The organism is Corynebacterium sp. HMSC078A10, from assembly GCF_001811565.1.
In the GTDB taxonomy this organism is placed as follows: Bacteria; Actinomycetota; Actinomycetes; order Mycobacteriales; family Mycobacteriaceae; genus Corynebacterium; species Corynebacterium hesseae.
The window spans coordinates 25,239-41,970 of sequence record NZ_KV805230.1 but is presented as its reverse complement, the minus strand read 5'-3'; the positions used below and the strand labels follow the sequence as shown (position 1 = coordinate 41,970).

14 protein-coding genes and 2 tRNA genes are annotated in these 16,732 nt (G+C 57.1%); 10 read left to right on the top strand and 6 right to left on the bottom strand.

What is annotated here, in order from left to right; genetic code table 11:
* Window positions 1–6: 6 nt before the first annotated feature.
* Entirely contained in the window at window positions 7–510 is a 504-nt protein-coding gene (locus tag HMPREF2808_RS12505) for a 2'-5' RNA ligase (RefSeq protein ID WP_070596649.1), read from the top strand.
* Between the two features lie 43 nt (window positions 511–553).
* Here the strand turns inward: HMPREF2808_RS12505 and HMPREF2808_RS12500 are convergent.
* Window positions 554–626 (bottom strand) — tRNA-Lys (locus HMPREF2808_RS12500).
* A gap of 318 nt (window positions 627–944) precedes the next feature.
* Here HMPREF2808_RS12500 and HMPREF2808_RS12495 point away from each other — a divergent pair.
* From HMPREF2808_RS12495 to sucD, 3 genes are all read left to right on the top strand, one after another.
* Complete coding sequence (locus HMPREF2808_RS12495; RefSeq protein WP_193634633.1) at window positions 945–2,141, top strand: L,D-transpeptidase; 1,197 nt, start codon at window positions 945–947, stop codon at window positions 2,139–2,141.
* A gap of 238 nt (window positions 2,142–2,379) precedes the next feature.
* Complete coding sequence (gene sucC, locus HMPREF2808_RS12490) at window positions 2,380–3,552, top strand: ADP-forming succinate--CoA ligase subunit beta (protein WP_210386976.1); 1,173 nt, start codon at window positions 2,380–2,382, stop codon at window positions 3,550–3,552.
* Between the two features lie 8 nt (window positions 3,553–3,560).
* Entirely contained in the window at window positions 3,561–4,439 is an 879-nt protein-coding gene (gene sucD / locus HMPREF2808_RS12485) for a succinate--CoA ligase subunit alpha (protein WP_070624969.1), read from the top strand.
* 61 nt (window positions 4,440–4,500) lie between these two features.
* On the opposite strand, the gene HMPREF2808_RS12480 is transcribed toward sucD, so the two are convergent.
* The 3 genes from HMPREF2808_RS12480 to HMPREF2808_RS12470 all read right to left on the bottom strand — a co-directional run bounded on the left by HMPREF2808_RS12480 (window position 4,501) and on the right by HMPREF2808_RS12470 (window position 7,482).
* Window positions 4,501–5,046, bottom strand: coding sequence for a DNA-3-methyladenine glycosylase (locus tag HMPREF2808_RS12480; RefSeq protein ID WP_070596653.1), 546 nt, complete (start codon window positions 5,044–5,046; stop codon window positions 4,501–4,503).
* 27 nt (window positions 5,047–5,073) lie between these two features.
* Window positions 5,074–5,934, bottom strand: a complete 861-nt coding sequence (locus tag HMPREF2808_RS12475) for a siderophore-interacting protein (RefSeq protein WP_070522308.1) — start codon at window positions 5,932–5,934, stop codon at window positions 5,074–5,076.
* Window positions 5,935–6,276: 342 nt separating this feature from the next.
* Window positions 6,277–7,482 (bottom strand): site-specific integrase, encoded by a 1,206-nt coding sequence (locus tag HMPREF2808_RS12470; protein WP_246818585.1) that lies wholly within the window; start codon window positions 7,480–7,482, stop codon window positions 6,277–6,279.
* Between the two features lie 324 nt (window positions 7,483–7,806).
* On the opposite strand from HMPREF2808_RS12470, the gene HMPREF2808_RS12465 reads away from it, so the two are divergent.
* The 5 genes from HMPREF2808_RS12465 (at window position 7,807) to HMPREF2808_RS12445 (ending at window position 14,034) form a co-directional block, all read left to right on the top strand.
* Entirely contained in the window at window positions 7,807–7,992 is a 186-nt protein-coding gene (locus HMPREF2808_RS12465; RefSeq protein WP_070624967.1) for a helix-turn-helix transcriptional regulator, read from the top strand.
* A gap of 2 nt (window positions 7,993–7,994) precedes the next feature.
* A complete protein-coding gene (locus tag HMPREF2808_RS13860) occupies window positions 7,995–11,213 on the top strand; it encodes a hypothetical protein (protein WP_246818584.1) in 3,219 nt (1,072 codons plus the stop codon).
* Window positions 11,214–11,294: 81 nt separating this feature from the next.
* A complete protein-coding gene (locus HMPREF2808_RS12455; protein WP_070624963.1) occupies window positions 11,295–11,606 on the top strand; it encodes a hypothetical protein in 312 nt (103 codons plus the stop codon).
* Between the two features lie 260 nt (window positions 11,607–11,866).
* Window positions 11,867–12,328, top strand: coding sequence for a plasmid mobilization relaxosome protein MobC (locus HMPREF2808_RS12450; RefSeq protein WP_070624961.1), 462 nt, complete (start codon window positions 11,867–11,869; stop codon window positions 12,326–12,328).
* On the top strand, window positions 12,307–14,034 hold the full coding sequence (locus tag HMPREF2808_RS12445) for a relaxase/mobilization nuclease domain-containing protein (protein ID WP_070624959.1): 1,728 nt from the start codon (window positions 12,307–12,309) through the stop codon (window positions 14,032–14,034). The genes HMPREF2808_RS12450 and HMPREF2808_RS12445 overlap by 22 nt, the downstream gene beginning before the upstream one ends.
* An 84-nt stretch (window positions 14,035–14,118) precedes the next feature.
* On the opposite strand, the gene HMPREF2808_RS12440 is transcribed toward HMPREF2808_RS12445, so the two are convergent.
* Window positions 14,119–14,191, bottom strand: a tRNA-His gene (locus HMPREF2808_RS12440).
* A gap of 49 nt (window positions 14,192–14,240) precedes the next feature.
* Window positions 14,241–14,873 (bottom strand): oligoribonuclease, encoded by a 633-nt coding sequence (gene orn, locus HMPREF2808_RS12435; RefSeq protein WP_070522488.1) that lies wholly within the window; start codon window positions 14,871–14,873, stop codon window positions 14,241–14,243.
* A 272-nt stretch (window positions 14,874–15,145) separates the two neighbouring features.
* Between orn and HMPREF2808_RS12430 the strand changes: the two genes are divergently transcribed.
* Window positions 15,146–16,690, top strand: a complete 1,545-nt coding sequence (locus HMPREF2808_RS12430; RefSeq protein WP_070522305.1) for an alanine/glycine:cation symporter family protein — start codon at window positions 15,146–15,148, stop codon at window positions 16,688–16,690.
* Window positions 16,691–16,732: the final 42 nt, after the last annotated feature.

The following is a 16,732-nucleotide window of genomic DNA, read 5'->3' as shown; positions in this document are numbered from 1 at the left end:
GGCCGTGTGAGCCGAAATTCGCCCGAGAACCTCCTGTTGTACCTCACCCCAGAGGATGAAAATACCCTCCGGGACGTCTATGCTGCCCTGGCTCAGCGTGGCTTTCCGGTGCAGCACCAGCGCCCGCACATTACGGTGACGTTCGCGCCGGCGCTCGAGACCGCAGTCGTCGACGAGGCCCGCAACCTGCTCCCGCCGCTTCTGCCCGCGGCCTTTCGTCGCGTGGGCACGGTGGTCTTTGGGACGAAGAGTAAACAGACCGTGGCGTGGCTTTTAGAAACCACGGATGAGCTGGAATCCGCCGCGCGCCGCCTCAGTGCCTCGAACCCGGAGGGGAGGGGCCCGCGGTGGACCCCGCACCTGACGATGGGTCTGCGGCTGCCGCGAGCGATGGTGCCGGAGTACATGCGGGCGCTCGATGAAATCTCGACCTTTGAGCACAAGGAATTCACGGCGGCGCAGGCCGCGTGGTGGCGGCCCAAGACGCAGCAGCTCGAGGTCTTGGGCTAGGATCGGAAAAGCCCCTCACCACGGGGGTGAGGGGCTTAAGCTGTGCGCCATCAGGGACTTGAACCCCGAACCCACTGATTAAGAGTCAGTTGCTCTGCCAATTGAGCTAATGGCGCTTGGTGTTTCTGACCGGCTCTGATTTCCTCAGTGCCTGCCGTGCAACGAGATGTAACTTTAACACCCTCTTCGTAAAAAGGTAAAATCGCCAGGTAAATGGGTGTTTTCTGCGATCAATGCCATGGCTAAATGCTTCTCTCAAAGAGTCGCGGGTGTGGAAGTCTGACGGGTGGGTAACGAAACGGTTAAGAGCGGTGGCGCTAACTGGTTCGTAGGGTGCATGTGCGGTTAGGCTATGTGCACTCTTATTATTGTCTGCGTCTTTCTATGAGCTAGGGGTTTGTGTGCATTCTCTATTCCCTTCCGCACGTCCCGCAATGCTTCTCTCGAGTATCGTTGCGACCGCTTCACTCTTAACCGCCTGCACCATTGGTGGTGCCGCGGATTCCGGTCCGGCCACTGACCAATCGGAGGCTGACGTCAAAGCGAGCGCTTCGGCGGAAGCATCGGCGTCGGCAGCCGCCAAGGCGAAGCAGCTGAAGTTTTCCGTCAAGGATGGTGCGAGCGACGTCGATCCCTCCAAGCCGGTTGAGGTTACGTCCCCGGCCGGGCTTAAGTCGGTGACAATGACCAACGAAGCCGGCATCGAAGTGGACGATGAGCTGTCGTCTGATTCGAAGACGTGGAAGAGTGCAGAAGTGCTGGGGTATAACCGCACCTACACCATCGACGCCACGGACAAGGACGGCACCCATAAAACCATCACCTTCACCACCCCGCAGGCGGCAGGCGTGTCCGAAGTGGCCTTGAGTCCGATACCGGATTCTGAGGTGGGGGTTGGTCAGGTCATCGGCGTGCGGTTTGGAAACTACGTCACCGACCGCAAGGCGGCCGAAGAAGCAATCACAGTCAAGACCGAGCCTGCCGTTGAAGGTGCTTTCTACTGGGTTAACAACCAGGAAGTGCGGTGGCGCCCGGAAAACTACTGGGAACCCGGCACGAAAGTGACCGTCGATGTCGACCTGTACGGCCGCAACCTCGGCGGCGGCATCTACGGCGGCGAGGATGCTTCCACTAACTTCACCATTGGTGACCGCGTCATCGCGCTGATCGACAACAACACGAAGATGATGTCGGTGTTCAAAAACGGTGAAGTGCTGCGCCGTTTGCCTGTTTCGATGGGCAGGGATGGCCAGTGGGATACCCCGAACGGCACCTACGTCATCGGTGACAAGTACCCGTCCCTCGTTATGGACTCCACTACCTTCGGCCTGGCTCTCGACGCCGGCGGCTACAGGACTGACGTTCAGTGGGCAACCCAGATGTCCTACTCCGGAATCTATGTCCACGCGGCGCCTTGGGCTGTCGGTGCGATGGGTAGCTACAACCAGTCTCACGGCTGCATCAACGTGACTACTGAGGCTGCTCAGTGGTTCCAGAATACGGTCAAGCGCGGCGATATCGTGAGGGTCTCCAACACTGGTGGTGGTGTGCTGAGCGCGCTCGACGGCCTAGGGGACTGGAACATGGATTGGGCCACCTGGTCTGCGGGCAACGCTACCGCTAATCAGTAGCTCTCCTGGGGCGGCGGCGCTTATCGACGTCGCCGACCAGGGTGCCCCCGAAAGCTAAATCAGCTAATTCTTTGCCGGTGGTTCAAACGGCTGTAACGGGCAGCGTTGCGGCGCATGCGCACGGAGTGCAAAGTGTGTGAAGTGTGACGCTTTAACTTCTGTAAAGTGGTTTGCATCACGTCTTTGTTTTGGTGAATCTTGTGGAGAACTAGTTTTCACTGCAAAGATGGAGGCAGAAGTGGATCTCTACGAGTACCAAGCTCGAGACCTCTTTGAAGCTCATGGCGTTCCCACCCTCAAAGGCATCGTTGCGACCTCAGCTGTGCAGGCTGAAGAAGCAGCCGCGAAGTTGGGGACACCGGTGGTCGTGGTCAAAGCACAAATTAAAACTGGCGGACGCGGCAAGGCCGGGGGAGTCAAGCTCGCGCATAGCCCCGCGGAAGCTGCGGAAAAGGCCAACGAGATTTTGGGTCTGAAGATCAAAGGCCACACCGTGCGCAAGGTCATGGTGGCCGAAGGCGCGGACATTGCGGCGGAGTATTACTTCTCGATCCTCCTCGACCGCACCAAGCGGCGCTACCTAGCCATGCTCTCCAAGGAGGGCGGCGTAGAGATTGAAAAGCTCGCCGAAGAGCGCCCGGATGCCCTGATTAAGCGCAGCTTCTCCCCACTCGACGGTATGACGGACACGCTGGCGCGGGACATGGCGTATGAGGCCGGGTTTGATGAGGAGGACGTCGCCAGGCTCGTGCCCGTGTTCAAGAAGCTCTACACGGTCTATACCGAGGAAGATGCCACGCTGGTGGAAGTTAATCCTCTGGTCAAGACATCGAGCGGTGAGATCATTGCGCTCGATGGGAAAATTACGCTGGATGATAACGCGCAGTTCCGTCACTCAGAGCACCGCGACCTCCAAGACCATGGCGCGACCGATCCACTGGAGCTCAAGGCGCAAAAGATGGGGCTGAACTACGTGAAGCTCGATGGTTCCGTGGGGATTATCGGCAATGGTGCTGGCCTTGTGATGTCCACGCTCGACGTTGTGGCCTATGCCGGCGAGGATCTTTCTTCGCAACCGAAGCCCGCGAACTTCCTAGACATCGGTGGTGGCGCTAACGCTGAAGTGATGGCCAACGGGCTCGAAGTGATTCTTAGTGATCCGCAGGTGAAAGCGGTCTTTGTCAACGTCTTTGGCGGTATTACCGCCTGTGATGAAGTGGCCAAGGGCATCGTGCAGGCCTACAAGATCTTGGACTCGGAGGGGATTGAGCCCAAGCCTCTCGTGGTGCGCCTCGACGGCAACAACGCGGAACTTGGACGCACGATTCTTAACGACGCACACCTGCCCAAACTGGAGCAGGTAGAAACCATGGATGCTGCCGCCCGCAGGGCTGCGGAGCTGGCGAACTAGGAGTAGACATGTCGATTTTTCTCAACAAAGACTCGCGGATCATCGTGCAGGGCATGACGGGATCCGAAGGCATGAAGCACACGCGCCGCATGCTGGAATCCGGCTCCAACATTGTGGGTGGGGTCAACCCGCGCAAGGCAGGTGAGCGCGTCGATATTAACGGGCGCGAGATTCCCGTCTTCGGCAGCGTGCGTGAGGCCATGCAGGCGACAGAGGCCAACGTCACCGTGATTTTTGTGCCGGCAAAATTCACTAAGGACGCCGCGGAAGAAGCCATCCGTGCCGGTATTGAACTCGTGGTCATCATCACGGAGGGAATTCCGGTGAAGGACACCGCTGAGCTCTATGCGCTGGGGCGAGAGTCCAAAACACGCATCATTGGGCCGAACTGTCCGGGGCTCTACACACCGGGTGAATCCAATGCGGGCATTATTCCGGCAGCGACTGCGCCGAACCCAGGAAAGATTGGTTTGGTGTCGAAGTCGGGCACCTTGACGTATCAGATGATGTACGAGCTATCCGATATTGGCTTTAGTACGTGCGTAGGAATTGGCGGTGATCCGATTATCGGGACCACGCACATTTCAGCGATTGAGGCCTTCCAGAATGATCCCGATACCGAGGCGATCATCATGATCGGTGAAATCGGCGGTGATGCAGAGGAGCATGCCGCTGCCTATATCAAGGACCACGTCACAAAGCCGGTCATTGCGTATATCGCAGGCTTTACCGCGCCGGAGGGCAAGACGATGGGGCATGCTGGCGCCATCGTGTCTGGTGGTTCTGGTACGGCAGAAGGCAAGAAGGCGGCGCTGGAAGCGGCCGGTGTGAAGGTGGGCAAGACCCCCTCGCAGGCAGCGGAGCTGGTGCGGGCAGCCTTGGCTTAAAGATACGGTGCATGAGCCCACATGCGGTGTATGAGTCCTGAGACTCATACATCGGTAGGGGTTAGCGGGGGAGCCCGCGACGTCGAGACACTGTCTTGTCGAAGGGGATCCAAAACCGCAGGGCGGCGTCCTGGTTCTTTGAGATGCCGATGCGCGGCCCGCGGACCCACTCAGGTTCCTTATCGCGTTGTTTAAGGCGAATGGGCGTGCCGTTGTCCTCGAGGCGGAAACCTAAGGCCTTGCCCAAGTTGCCGGGTCCGCGGGCGAGGTTATGAAATTCCGTGTCGCCCCGGCGTTGGTAGGCAAGGTCTACTCCGTCGATGACTTCCCCGCCGCGGAGCAAGCAACCCTGACCGGTTCCTTCGGGCGCGCAGACGATGTTGCCGTTCCGGTGGATGCCGTAGGACATGTAGACGTAGAGGCGGCCGGGCGGGCCGAACATGGCGGCGTTGCGCGGGGTGCGGCCGTTGAAGGCGTGAGAGGCCTCATCGTCTGCGCCGAGGTAAGCCTCGACCTCCGTGATGCGCACCGAAACTCCGTTGTGCGTGAGCACCGTGCCCAGAAGCTGGGGAGCAACGACGTCGGCGGTGTCGGTGAAATCGATCATTGCCGCAGTCTAACGCGAAAACAAACGTTAGGCCTTAGCTCGTTCTTCCTCGGCCTCAATCTCTGCGTTGAAATTACGCTTGGAGGCCTGCCACTGGTCCTCAGTCATTCCGATACGCCAGTAGCCAGAGATAGAAACGTCTTCCTTGGGAATCCCGGATTCAACGAAAAGGAAGCGACGAAGCTCTTTGATCATTTCGGCGACTCCGTGGATGAACCATCCGGTTTTCTTCTCCTGGGGGATACCAGCCGCGCGGACCACACGGGATAGCTCAGTACCGTGGGTAGCGCCATTGCGGACTACCCAGGTGATTTCCACGCCATCGCGGGTGGGCAGTTCAAACGTGCGGTCTTCGGCTTCGATCTCGATATATGCAGTCGCAGTCGCGCCGTCGGGAAGCCGCTTCAAGCCAGCGCTGATGGCCGGTGCTGCAGACTCGTCGCCGGCGAACACAAAGTGCTCATAGTCTTCGGTTGGTCCCCACGCGCCACCAGGGCCGAGGAAACCGAGCTTCTCTCCAACCTCGGCTCTGCGTGCCCAGGGGCCAGCCAGGCCGGAATCACCGTGGGACACAAAATCGATGTCAAAATCCCCGGTTTCTGAGTTCACGTTGATCAGGGTGTAGGTGCGGAGAATCGGCTGCTTATCGCGCGGTTGCTCTGCGCGAATCTGCTGAATATCAAAAGGCCAAGAGTAATCGGCGCCCTCTGGCACGAACAACAGCTTGATGTAGTGATCTGTAAACTCCAGCTCTTTGCCTATGAATGCTGGAGAGTTCATGTGTAACCGAACCAGGTCTGGAGATACTTGGCGGCGGCCAGTTACGGTCGCTTCATGTGCCTTGCGGGGTTTGCGCTTCGGCGCTGCCTCTTTGCCCTGGTCAGCCATTGTTATCACTATCCTTGCTATCTCTTCATGAGCTTAGATCTTCTGTGAGGACAGAAGCCCACATGCTCTAAGTTTAGGTAAGGCTAACATGATTAAGGTTGGTGGGCATAAAAAATTACCCCGCGTCCTGCCGGAACAGGACGCGGGGCACATTCGGGGTGGCTGACGGGGCTCGAACCCGCGACACCCAGGGTCTTGACGTGAAACTTCAGTACCTGTACGTATGTGACAGTAGTAGGAGGTCAGCGCGATTTTATCTACTGTCACCTACTGTCGAGTACGTACTGTTACTGAGTCCTTAAACGTACTTTTTAACGTACTTCTACGTACTGCTACTGAGCGCTACGACCGTGCTTGGGCCGTCGCTCGAATGAGCGCTTCCACGTTGGCCCTGTCGTTGTAATACTCGTCTGCGACTTGCTCCGTGTGTCCGAAGATATCCGCGCGCGTCCTCGCGTCCATCACGTCGGCGTACACACCGTGCAAGGTTGCGCGCCAGGAGTGGCTACGCAGGTCTCGAAGAATCTCGACACCCGTCTCGTCGGCGATTTGTTTGTACAGCTCCGGTACCTTGTCATCCGCGTTGGTGGCGTCCCATGGCCTCGCCGTTGTCGTTGGCGAGCCGACTACGTACCGCTCGCCGTCCTCGCGGTGCTCCCTTAAGTAGTCCGATACGTCGGCCCTCAGGATAGGGATATACCGGCCCTTTTCTTTGCCTTTACGGCCCTTAACGATGTCCCTCGTCGCGTTGATGATGACGTGCTCGCCGTCGTCTTCTACGTGCTCCCAGCGCAGCCGGTTAGCTTCGGATATGCGCAGGCCAGTAACGGCTTGCAGCAGTGTTAACCGCGTGATACGTGCATGTGCGTTAATCGTTGACTGGCGTGCCCCGCCCTTCTTTGGCTCCACCAGTGGCCCGGATATGTCGCGCGATAATAAGTGTTTTATAACTAGCTCGTATTCACCGTTAGTAAGCGTTCTACGGCCATTCTGCCCGGCTTTCCCCTGTGTTCGAATATCCAGCCTTGCGCCCCGTATGGGGTTCCCTGGGATGACCCCATCACGAACAAGAGCGTCAGCGATGTAGGTCGAAAGTACGGTTCTCGCGCTCGATACGCTGCCTGGGTGTGTTCTCGCTACCGCCTGTAGCGTCTGCTCTAGTACGCGAAACTGCATAGCGTCGTACACGCTGTAGCCCTTAAGTTCTGCCGTGACCAGGTTCAGCGATGCCAAATAGCGCCGCTTCGATAGCTCCTTGAGGTCTGCGGATTCTTCAATCTTCGGTCGCGTTACCTTCTCGATGTACGTCGTCATTGGTGTGCGTGGCGTCCAGGTCGTCGATGTCGTTGCAAGCAGTTCCTCGGCTTTGCGTCGTGCCCTTGCTCGCACCTCGCCTTTGGTCTTGCCCTTCGACCGTTTGGGCACAAGGCGCCCATTGTGTAGGCGTACTGACCAGTCCAGTTCATAGCCGGTCTTGGTCTTCCTCGGCGTGTTTCGGTCGATTGAGGTTTTCCCCGGTTCGATATACGTCTTCGCTGCAGTGCTCATATCTTTAACGTACTCTATAACGCGGGTTCGAGTCTAGTTGCGCTGCATTTGACAGTCCGCTACAGTAGTTACTGCGCGAAAGTTCTCGCTTTGCTAGAGACTTTGTAAGCCGTGAAATAACTTCAATCGTATGCGTACCGGCGAAGTCAAGCCGGTGGTGTCGCTCACCGCCCCTTAGGCAAGGAAACACGCATATGAGGGTGACAGGAATCGCTGGTTCGGGTTCGCTACCTGGTAAAACATCGGCAACAGTAGGCCGCCAGACATAAAACCGGGAAGACTTTACCTCCTGCCGGATAGTTTGACTATCCGCAGGAGATTTTTATGTCCCCGGCTTTTCTCAAGACCCCTGAGGCCGCTGCCTATCTCGGTCTGTCCCCGCGCTCGCTCGAATTTTGGCGCTACAAGGGTAAAGGCCCGCGCTACTCGCGCCTTGGCCGCTCTGTCGTCTACGCGGTTAGCGACCTCGATGACTTCGCCCGCGCTCGCGCTGTTGAGGGCGGTGCGTAACCGTGGCCCCTAAAGACCAAAACCCCGCCAACTGCGGGGTCTGGAACATAGAAATTTCACCCTCCAGTGTATCACCCGAGATTCGTGAGCGCTATCAACAAATCGAAAATGACGCTGTCGGCTGGTCTGTGCGGCTGGTTGATTTCCAGTTAGACCAGCGTGGAAATTCGACCGATGTGGTCGCTGTTTTGCACCGTGTGGATGCATGGCGTGAGGGTGAAAATGACGCAAATCTCATCATCAAACAAATGAATGATGATGGAGATCATTCGAACATTGACCCCAAAGCTGCAGGTCAGACCATTCGAACAGAATCCGGTCAAAATACCCTGTGGGCGCGCAGATTGACTGACCGGACTCGTCCGGGCAGTCAATCTGTAACCGGCGCGGCTGACGCTTCTGATTCCGCGACTGTCCAGTTCGGTAATTTGCCTAGCGTTCGCGCGATGGCTGGTGATGAGGTTCGGCTTGTCCTTGGCTATGACACCGAATATGTGAGCTTCGACGATGAGGGTCGTCGCGAAATCGTTAGCTATCAGTTCAGTTGGATTGACATCCTCGACGGTTCTGAACATGAGGTAGTCATCCTCCCGCTTGAGGGGCAGCGCCTTCTCGTTGAGGACTGTCTGTACGCGTGTTCGTTGTTGGGTGGGTTCGCTCGGTATGCCAATGGTTTTAAGGATCTAGTCGAGAATGGTCCTTCTGATATGGACCCTCGCGGGATTGTGCGGACTGAGCTTGGTGTGAAGTTACGTGATTCGCTTTTTGAACGTGCGTCGATTCGTATCGTCTTGGCTGGTCATTTTCTCAACGTTGACGCGACTGCTTTCCGCCGTCCGAAGCGTCGGTACGATGACATCCTCCATAGGCTCACCTCTGCTGGTGGCGGGCTTGTGAGTCTTCAGCCTGTTCGCGTGGTTCGTACTTCTGGCTATGGTGAGTGCCGTCGCGTCCTGGGATTTAGCGTCGTTTTCCGGGATACGCGTAACCAGGCGTCCCCTGACCATAAGAGTTTGCAGGCTCTCGGTGATGCCTGCGGTGTTGAGAAGCTCGATGTTGGCGATGCCATTGAGGACATGGAGAAGTTGTCCCGTGAGGACTTGCCTAGGTTCCTGGACTACTCCGCCAACGACGCTCGGATTGTCGTGCACTATCTCGGTACTGTTTGGGGCTGGAACGTCGTCCCACCTGTCACCATTTCATCTGGTGGTGCTAAGGCTCTCAAGGTTGGAATTTTCGACTACTGGGTCCGTGCCGGGTTTGTTGACACTCAAGGCGTTGTGGCGGCTGCTGTCGAGGATGGTAGGCCTGATAACGCTATCTTCCGTCGGATGTTCCAGGGCTTGAAGAAGCGTCGGGTGGAACTTGAGTTTGACGGCGATTCTCAGGCGTTCTATGCAGTGCGTGGTCTCGAACCTGTCGATGGTGATGCGCGTGTGTCCCATGCCCTTTGGGCTGACAGTTTCGCTGGTGGGTATAACACTTGCCCGTCCCCTGGACTGCATGATTATCCGACTTTTGACTGGGACCTTCAGTCTGCTTATCCGACTTCGATGGGCTGTGTGTACGACCCTGATTACGCCGATGGTGGTGTCATCGATACGCATATTGACAAGCGTTATCTCTCGCTCGATGATTTCCCGCTTGGGCCTGTGACACCGTTGGTCGGTCACGTCTCGTTTGTCTTTCCCGACGATGTGGAGCCGTGTCTGCCTGTGCGTCGTGGGAATAGTCTCATCTATCCACGGACCTCGTACGGTTGTGGCTTCGATGAGGGTTCGGGGCTATCCCTTCGTCTCAATGAGGATGGTCTCGACCTCGATGGTGATGACCGTGGTGGGCGTGATTACACCCGCGAACAGCTCGATGAAATTGCCTCTCGCGTTAACGGTGATGTGGGTGGTGTGTTTCACGGTACGACCTGTGCCGCGCCTGAGATTTATCTCGCGTTGAAGCTTGGTGCAAGGGTGTTCTGTCAGACCGGTGTCGTTTTGAAACTGCTTACCCGTGAGGTTGGCGGTGAAACCGTGTATTCGCGCTCGCTGCGTCCTGCTCTTCGTCAGATGGTTGTTGACCGCGCCGCTGCGAAGAAGTCTCACGGTAAGAAGTCGCTGCAAGAGTTGACCCTCAAGGTGGCTGTCAATTCCTGCTACGGCAAGCTCGCCCAGGACGTTGTAGACCAGACGGGTTGGAACGCGTACGAAGAGGAAATGGAGAACATCGGCGGGTCCGCCGTGACCTCTCCTTACCATGCCTCGATGACCACCTCTCTGGTTCGTGCGACCTTGCTCGCGGTTTCGAACCAGACCAAGATTCTCAGCGCAACGACCGACGGTGTTATCACTGCTGACGACGACCTTGAACGTTACGACCTTTTCGGGTTTGCCGACATTCTGCGTGAGTCTCGTCTCGCGCTTGCAGATGATGATTCGATCTGGGAAATCAAGCACCGTCAGTCTGACCTTGTGAATCTCTCGACTCGTGCAAACGTCTCGTGTGAGCCTGGTGGTGTACTGGCCAAGGGCAACCTCAGAATCCCTGAAAGTATCGCTCGTGGCTCTGTGGCTGAACGTGAGTATTTTCGCGACCTCGCGCTATCGCGTACCGGGAAAATTCCAAACCCCTATAAGTCTTTCCCGTCCTTCAAGTATCTGTCTCGGTCTGAGGGTCGTTTGGACTGTGTGCTTGTAAGTCATGAGCCTGCAATCTCGTTATTGGACTATGACCTGAAACGTGAACCCATACCTGAGACCTTTGAGTCCGTCTTCGTTGATGGGATGGAAATTTGTGGGTTTGAGACCCGCGCTTGGTTGTCCGTGTTGCACTACGACAAAGCTCGGTCAATCGCTCAGCGCATTCAAAGCCACCGGCCTGGTGCGACTGACCTCACGGGTTGTTTGCGTACGCGTGAGGATTGGGGGAACTGGCACCGGCGTTATCGCTCTGCGGGTGGTCGTCGCGTGCGTACCGCTGGTGGTGCGCTGCTGACTGAAATCGTTGCCGCTCACAAGGCCGGGTTTATCGATGTTCCTGAATTGGCCTCTAAACGTCTCGCGCTTAAGGACAAACTCGCGTGGCTCTCTTCCCTCGGGTTGGGCGAGTTTACGAAATCGCAATGGGACAACATGTCCAAAACCTCGCGTCGTGAGGCTGTCCTCGCGGATTGTGACCTCGACGAGGTTCGCGGCTTCCTCGACTCGTTAGAGGAGGACGTTCGATGATATTCCTTCCGCTCTCGCGTGGACCTCCACGGGTGAGTTTTCGACCGACCAATATCCAAAACGACTGAAAGGTTAAACACCATGTCTGCAAAGACAAACCAGATTGAAAAAGCAGCCGCACGCATGCGGAAGATTCGAGAAGAGAAGCGCCGCGCAGCGGAGAAGGAGCGCGAACAAAAAGCGGAGATGCAACGTCTCTGCGGTGAAGCGCTCATCGACGCCGCGACCGGCGGGAAGAACTACGGCGACTTTCTGAACAAGACAGTCGCTGAACTCGCCGCGCATCTCGGAATTATCGACCCGGTCGATGAAGCCGAAGATGACGGCCAGGACGACGACGGTATGACAGTGCCGGAGGTCGATTACGGCGACGCGGCAGCGACGACGTACTAGCCGGGGTCAAGGGGGCGGCCAGCCCCTTGCAAGCTGACACGAGTGCCGCGAAGCGGTGCTCAGTGGCCTGCTTGCCACTTACTTTCCAGTCCGACTTTGACGATTACCAGCGCGCTACGACAACGCAGTTTCGGAGTGACGGTAATCGCTCAATGCGCGACTGGGAAGTAAGTCCAGGACAGAAGCGTGATTAGCGCTTTTGTCCGCCTCGCCTCGATAGAGGCGATACGAAGTTTAACAACAGGAAAGCAGATTAGATTATGACGAAACAGAACTTAGACGCGTTGCGGCTCACATGCCGATTCGACAAAGAACGCGCGGATTATGTACGCGCGTTGTCTGACCGTATGGAGATTTCGGCAGCGGAGACTGTACGCCTGGCGCTCGATTCACTGACTGACCGCGTACCGCCCTCGATGTTTGAAGAATTGCGCGAATTGCCGCCAGAGACTCGTAAAGAACTCGCGCGGCTCACGCAAGAGGTGAACCGTATCGGCACGAATGTGAATCAAGCGGTCCGCGCGGTCAACACTCGCGTTGTTGATGAGATGTTCATCCTCGAAGCCGTGGAAGACGGCGCAGACCCGAAGGAGATTGAGAAGACGCGTACAGATCTCGAAGATTTGCGCGCCGTACTCAGAAACGAGATGCAAGAGATATTTCTTGAACTCGTGAAGCTGCGAGGGAAATTGGAGGCCGCATGTCAGTCGTCAAAATCTTAGAATCGAAAAGTGTTGGCGCGGCCACCGTGTACGCCGTTTACGGTACGTACGAGAATATGCGCAACGACGATGTCCGCGCGGCCGCGTACAGCGTTGTCAGTGCTACGCCGAACGCTACACCGATGCAGTTTGTTCACGACACCGTTACGGAGCACACCCGGCACCCTCAGCGCGAGAATCAAGCGGCTATAGTCATCCAATCTTTCCACCCGGACGAACTCGATAAAGACAATCCGTTTGACGTTTATCTTGCGCACCTCGCGGGTATGGAACTCGCGCGTCGAATAGCGCCGAACAGCGACGTTGTAGTAGCGACACACACGGATTCCGACAGCGGTCATTTGCACAATCATTTGACCTTTGCGAACCACGACAGAGTAACCGGGAACACGCCGCGCGATGTTCGGTACTTCCACAAGGTAAAGCACTTCAACGATGAAGTGATGAAAGACCTGGGCTTGGAGGTCTACGAACCGCAAGGGCAACCGCAAGGGCAAGGACAACGGCAGAACCTTCGCGGCGTACCCCTGCCAGTAATCACAAAGGACAACTGGCGCGCCGAAATGACTCAGCGTGTAGATGCGGTACTCACTGACCCGCGCGTAACGGGTGCTCCGACAGTCTCAGGCGGTCTTGAAGTCGCGCAAGACATTGCCGCTGAGTACGGCGTGTCTTTCCGTGTCACAACGCACAAGAAGGAGAACCGCGACGACGTAACAGCGACTAGCTACGCCCTGGTCGATGAAGCCGGTGAAGAGATCCGCTATGCCACCTCGCGCGGCTCGCGGTCTACGAAACGCACCGGCTCGCGATTGGGAAAGGATGATTACACCCTCGAAGCAGTCGAACAACGTATACAGGAACAACAACAGCAGTACCAGCAGCAGTTAATTCAACAACAGCAACTCAAACAACAGGAGAGCTATCATGCCCAAGAAGCGCAAGAGGAACTTGACACCACGCCAGAACCCGAATCAGTCACGGCCGGCGGTATTGAAGATGCCGGCGGAACCCAATCACTCCGAGAAAAGTACGCCGGAATCCTCGCCGACACCAACACCACCGCCGACACCGGAGCGCCAGGAGCCGGAGACGAAGAAGGACACACCGACACTGTTCACCGAGACGCAACGCGACGAACTGTATTCGATGACCGAGACCGAGAGGGAACGGGTCATTCCAGCGGCGATGAACGAGATGTTCCCGGACGGCCCGGACGAGAGAATCAAGCAGCAGCTGGCAGCAGCGGAAGCGCTGTACAGCCGGAATCAGCGGGGCAGGCTAGCCGACAACGGCAGGCTACTGAGCGAAGCAGCCCGGCCGCAACGTGGTCGCCCTCCCCTCGACAAGCCGGTGCGCCCGCGCCGTGGTCGCCCGATGACTCGGTAGGGGATATGCGCCAGGTGGACTTTGACTTTCTCGAACAGCGCGTGATGGACGACGAATTTCGGCAATTCCAGCGCTCGGAGTTTGACGGTGCTGACGCTGAGTACTTCGCGCACCTTCTCGATGACGACGCCGCAGTAGCCGCCGAACACAAGGATTACGTGCATGCACGTACGCGGCCTTTCAATCCCGTAGGGAATCGTCCCGCGTACTTCCTTCGGTCTGTTGGCGAGAACCAGCGACTTGTCGAGGCTCGACGACGGCAGCGCCAGCAGCGACAAAATCAGCAACAGCGGCAAATGTACGCGCCAGATTTCTAGAATCTATAACGTACTCTATAACGTACTTGGCCGAAACAGTAATGTACCCCGTAACCTGTTTATGCAGGCTACGGGGTATTTCGGGGTGGCTGACGGGGCTCGAACCCGCGACACCCAGGATCACAACCTGGTGCTCTACCAGCTGAACTACAGCCACCATCGTTGCCTGAAAGCAACGAGATACAGGTTAACTCACCTCGTTGAATTTACAAAAACGCCTGGTAGTCATCGGTAGTGGCAGCCTTAAGATCCTCCGCTTCCGCGGTGGAGGGGCCGTCGTCCGTGCGGAATACGCTGCGGCGGTAGAAGTCGAGCTCTCGAATGGATTCAATAATGTCTTGCAGGGCTCGGTGCGCCATGCCCTTTTGTGGCTGGTTGTAGTATGCCCGCGGGTGCCAGCGGCGTGCTAGTTCCTTAATCGTGGAAACGTCAATCATTCGGTAGTGCAGTGCGGCGTCCAGGCGCGGCATGTACTCACGAATGAAGGTGCGGTCCGTGGCGATGGAATTGCCTGCAAGGGGAGCAGGGTGGTTGGCGTCGCAGTGCTTCTCGACGAGCTTCAGTACCGCTTCCTCCGCCTCTTCGATTGTGATCGTGGATTCCCGGATTTCCTTGTCGAGACCGGACTTCGCATGCATTTCGGTGACGAAGTCATCCATCTCCGCCAGTTCTTCCTCTGTAGCGTGCACGACGAGGTCGAGGCCCTCGTCGAGGATGTTTAATTCGGCGTCCGTGATGACGGCGGCGACTTCCACGATTACGTGGCGCTGCGGTTCAAGTCCGGTCATCTCCAAGTCGATCCAGACGAGGCGGTCGTTTTTGGCGGGGATATCACTCATGGCTTCCACCATAGTTTCTCTTCGGTCATGGTTTGGGAGGTGCCCTAGTCGGCTGAGATGGGGGTAAATGGGGGTGAGGAGGGGTCTTGTTGTGGAAGGTGCCTTTTTATTCGAGGTGTGCTGGGGTTTTCTGGTTGACATTGAGGGGCAGTGTCGAGGGCTTCTTGAACTTTTTCATGATTTCTCTCACCAAACCCTTGGGAGATGGGACATTATTAGGTCAGCCTTTAAAGTGATGGCACTCACATATATCGAAGGACGGAAACCTACCGATGTCAGCCTTTCTTGACACTCTCAACTCATTAATTTGGTCACCAGCATTAGTCTTCCTGTGCCTCGGCGCGGGAATTTATTTCACCCTGGCCACCAAGTTCTTACAGGTGCGCTGCATTCCGGACATGATTAAACAGCTGAAGGACGGCGAAAGCTCCGATTCAGGTGTCTCGTCCTTCCAATCGCTGATGATTTCCCTGGCGGGCCGCGTTGGCGTGGGAAACATTTCGGGCGTTGCAACCGCCATCGCTTTCGGCGGCCCAGGTGCCGTGTTCTGGATGTGGGCGGTGGCTCTGCTCGGTTCCGCAACTTCTTTCGTGGAATGTACCTTGGCGCAGGTTTATAAGGAGAAGGACCAAGACACCGACGAATACCGCGGTGGTCCGGCTTATTACATTGAGAAGGCCTATAAGCACACCAAGGCCGGTCCTTTCATGGTGGTCTATGGAATCGTCTTCGCTATTGCGATGATCCTTGCCACCAGCTACTTCCTGCCCGGCATTCAGGCTAACGGCGTGGCTGCGGCCGTTCAGAACGCTTGGGGTGTTGAGGTCGGTTGGTCTGCCGTGATTCTGGGCGGAATCCTCGCCATCATCATTATTGGTGGCGTGAAGCGCATCGCTAATTTCGCCTCCCTCGTGGTCCCGTTCATGGCCGGCGCCTATATCCTTTTTGCCATCATCATCCTGATCATGAACTTCAACCAGATCCCTGAGGTCTTCGGCATGATCTTTAAGTCCGCTTTCGGTGCGGAGCAGGCTTTCTCCGGACTGTTGGGCTCGGCCATCATGTGGGGCGTGAAGCGCGGTATCTACTCCAACGAGGCAGGCCAAGGTACCGGCCCACAATCTGCCGCAGCTGCGGAGGTATCCCATCCGGCCAAGCAGGGCTTCGTGCAGGCCTTCGCGGTCTACATTGACACCCTCTTCGTGTGCTCCGCTACCGCATTCATCATCATTTCTACCGACATGTACAAGGTCTTCGAAGGCGAGTCGGAGGATGGCCCGGTGCGCTACGCCGGTTCGATCCCGGATGGGGTCGAGGTCGGTCCGGGCTTTGTCCAGCACGGTCTGGACACCCTGTTGGCAGGTTTCGGCCCGAGCTTCGTTGCCATCGCTATTGCCTTCTTCGCCTTCACCACCGTCCTGGCGTACTACTACATGGCGGAGGTCAACCTGACCTACTTCAACCGCTGGATCAGCAACAAGACCGCCCGCCGCGCACTGGTGTGGCTCCTGCGCATTCTCCTCGTGGTGTCCGTGGTTGTTGGCGCAACGACGACTCCGGGTGCTGCCTGGGCGCTGGGCGATATCGGCGTTGGCGCGACCGCGTGGCTCAACATCATCGCCATCCTCTTCCTGCAGGTCCCGGCACTCAAGTGTCTCAAGGATTACAGCGCACAGAAGGCAGCTGGCAAGGACCCGCAATTTGACCCAGAAGCGTTGGGCATCAAGAACGCCGAGTTCTGGGTAGAGCGCAAGCTCGCCCGGGAGGAGGCCGCACAGAAGGCTATCGCGGAGCAATCGCCGCTCCAAGGCAAGTAAAGCAATGCCCGCTCTCCACGGGGAGAGCGGGCATTTTATGTC

Coding starts and splice junctions, on each gene's coding strand:
- HMPREF2808_RS12495 (WP_193634633.1), top strand. CDS start 945: ATGCTTCTCTCGAGTATCGTTGCGACCGCTTCACTCTTAACCGCCTGC.
- sucD (WP_070624969.1), top strand. CDS start 3,561: ATGTCGATTTTTCTCAACAAAGACTCGCGGATCATCGTGCAGGGCATG.
- HMPREF2808_RS12480 (WP_070596653.1), bottom strand. CDS start 5,046: ATGATCGATTTCACCGACACCGCCGACGTCGTTGCTCCCCAGCTTCTG.
- HMPREF2808_RS12475 (WP_070522308.1), bottom strand. CDS start 5,934: ATGGCTGACCAGGGCAAAGAGGCAGCGCCGAAGCGCAAACCCCGCAAG.
- HMPREF2808_RS12470 (WP_246818585.1), bottom strand. CDS start 7,482: ATGAGCACTGCAGCGAAGACGTATATCGAACCGGGGAAAACCTCAATC.
- HMPREF2808_RS12465 (WP_070624967.1), top strand. CDS start 7,807: ATGTCCCCGGCTTTTCTCAAGACCCCTGAGGCCGCTGCCTATCTCGGT.
- HMPREF2808_RS12455 (WP_070624963.1), top strand. CDS start 11,295: ATGTCTGCAAAGACAAACCAGATTGAAAAAGCAGCCGCACGCATGCGG.
- HMPREF2808_RS12450 (WP_070624961.1), top strand. CDS start 11,867: ATGACGAAACAGAACTTAGACGCGTTGCGGCTCACATGCCGATTCGAC.
- HMPREF2808_RS12445 (WP_070624959.1), top strand. CDS start 12,307: ATGTCAGTCGTCAAAATCTTAGAATCGAAAAGTGTTGGCGCGGCCACC.
- orn (WP_070522488.1), bottom strand. CDS start 14,873: ATGAGTGATATCCCCGCCAAAAACGACCGCCTCGTCTGGATCGACTTG.
- HMPREF2808_RS12430 (WP_070522305.1), top strand. CDS start 15,146: ATGTCAGCCTTTCTTGACACTCTCAACTCATTAATTTGGTCACCAGCA.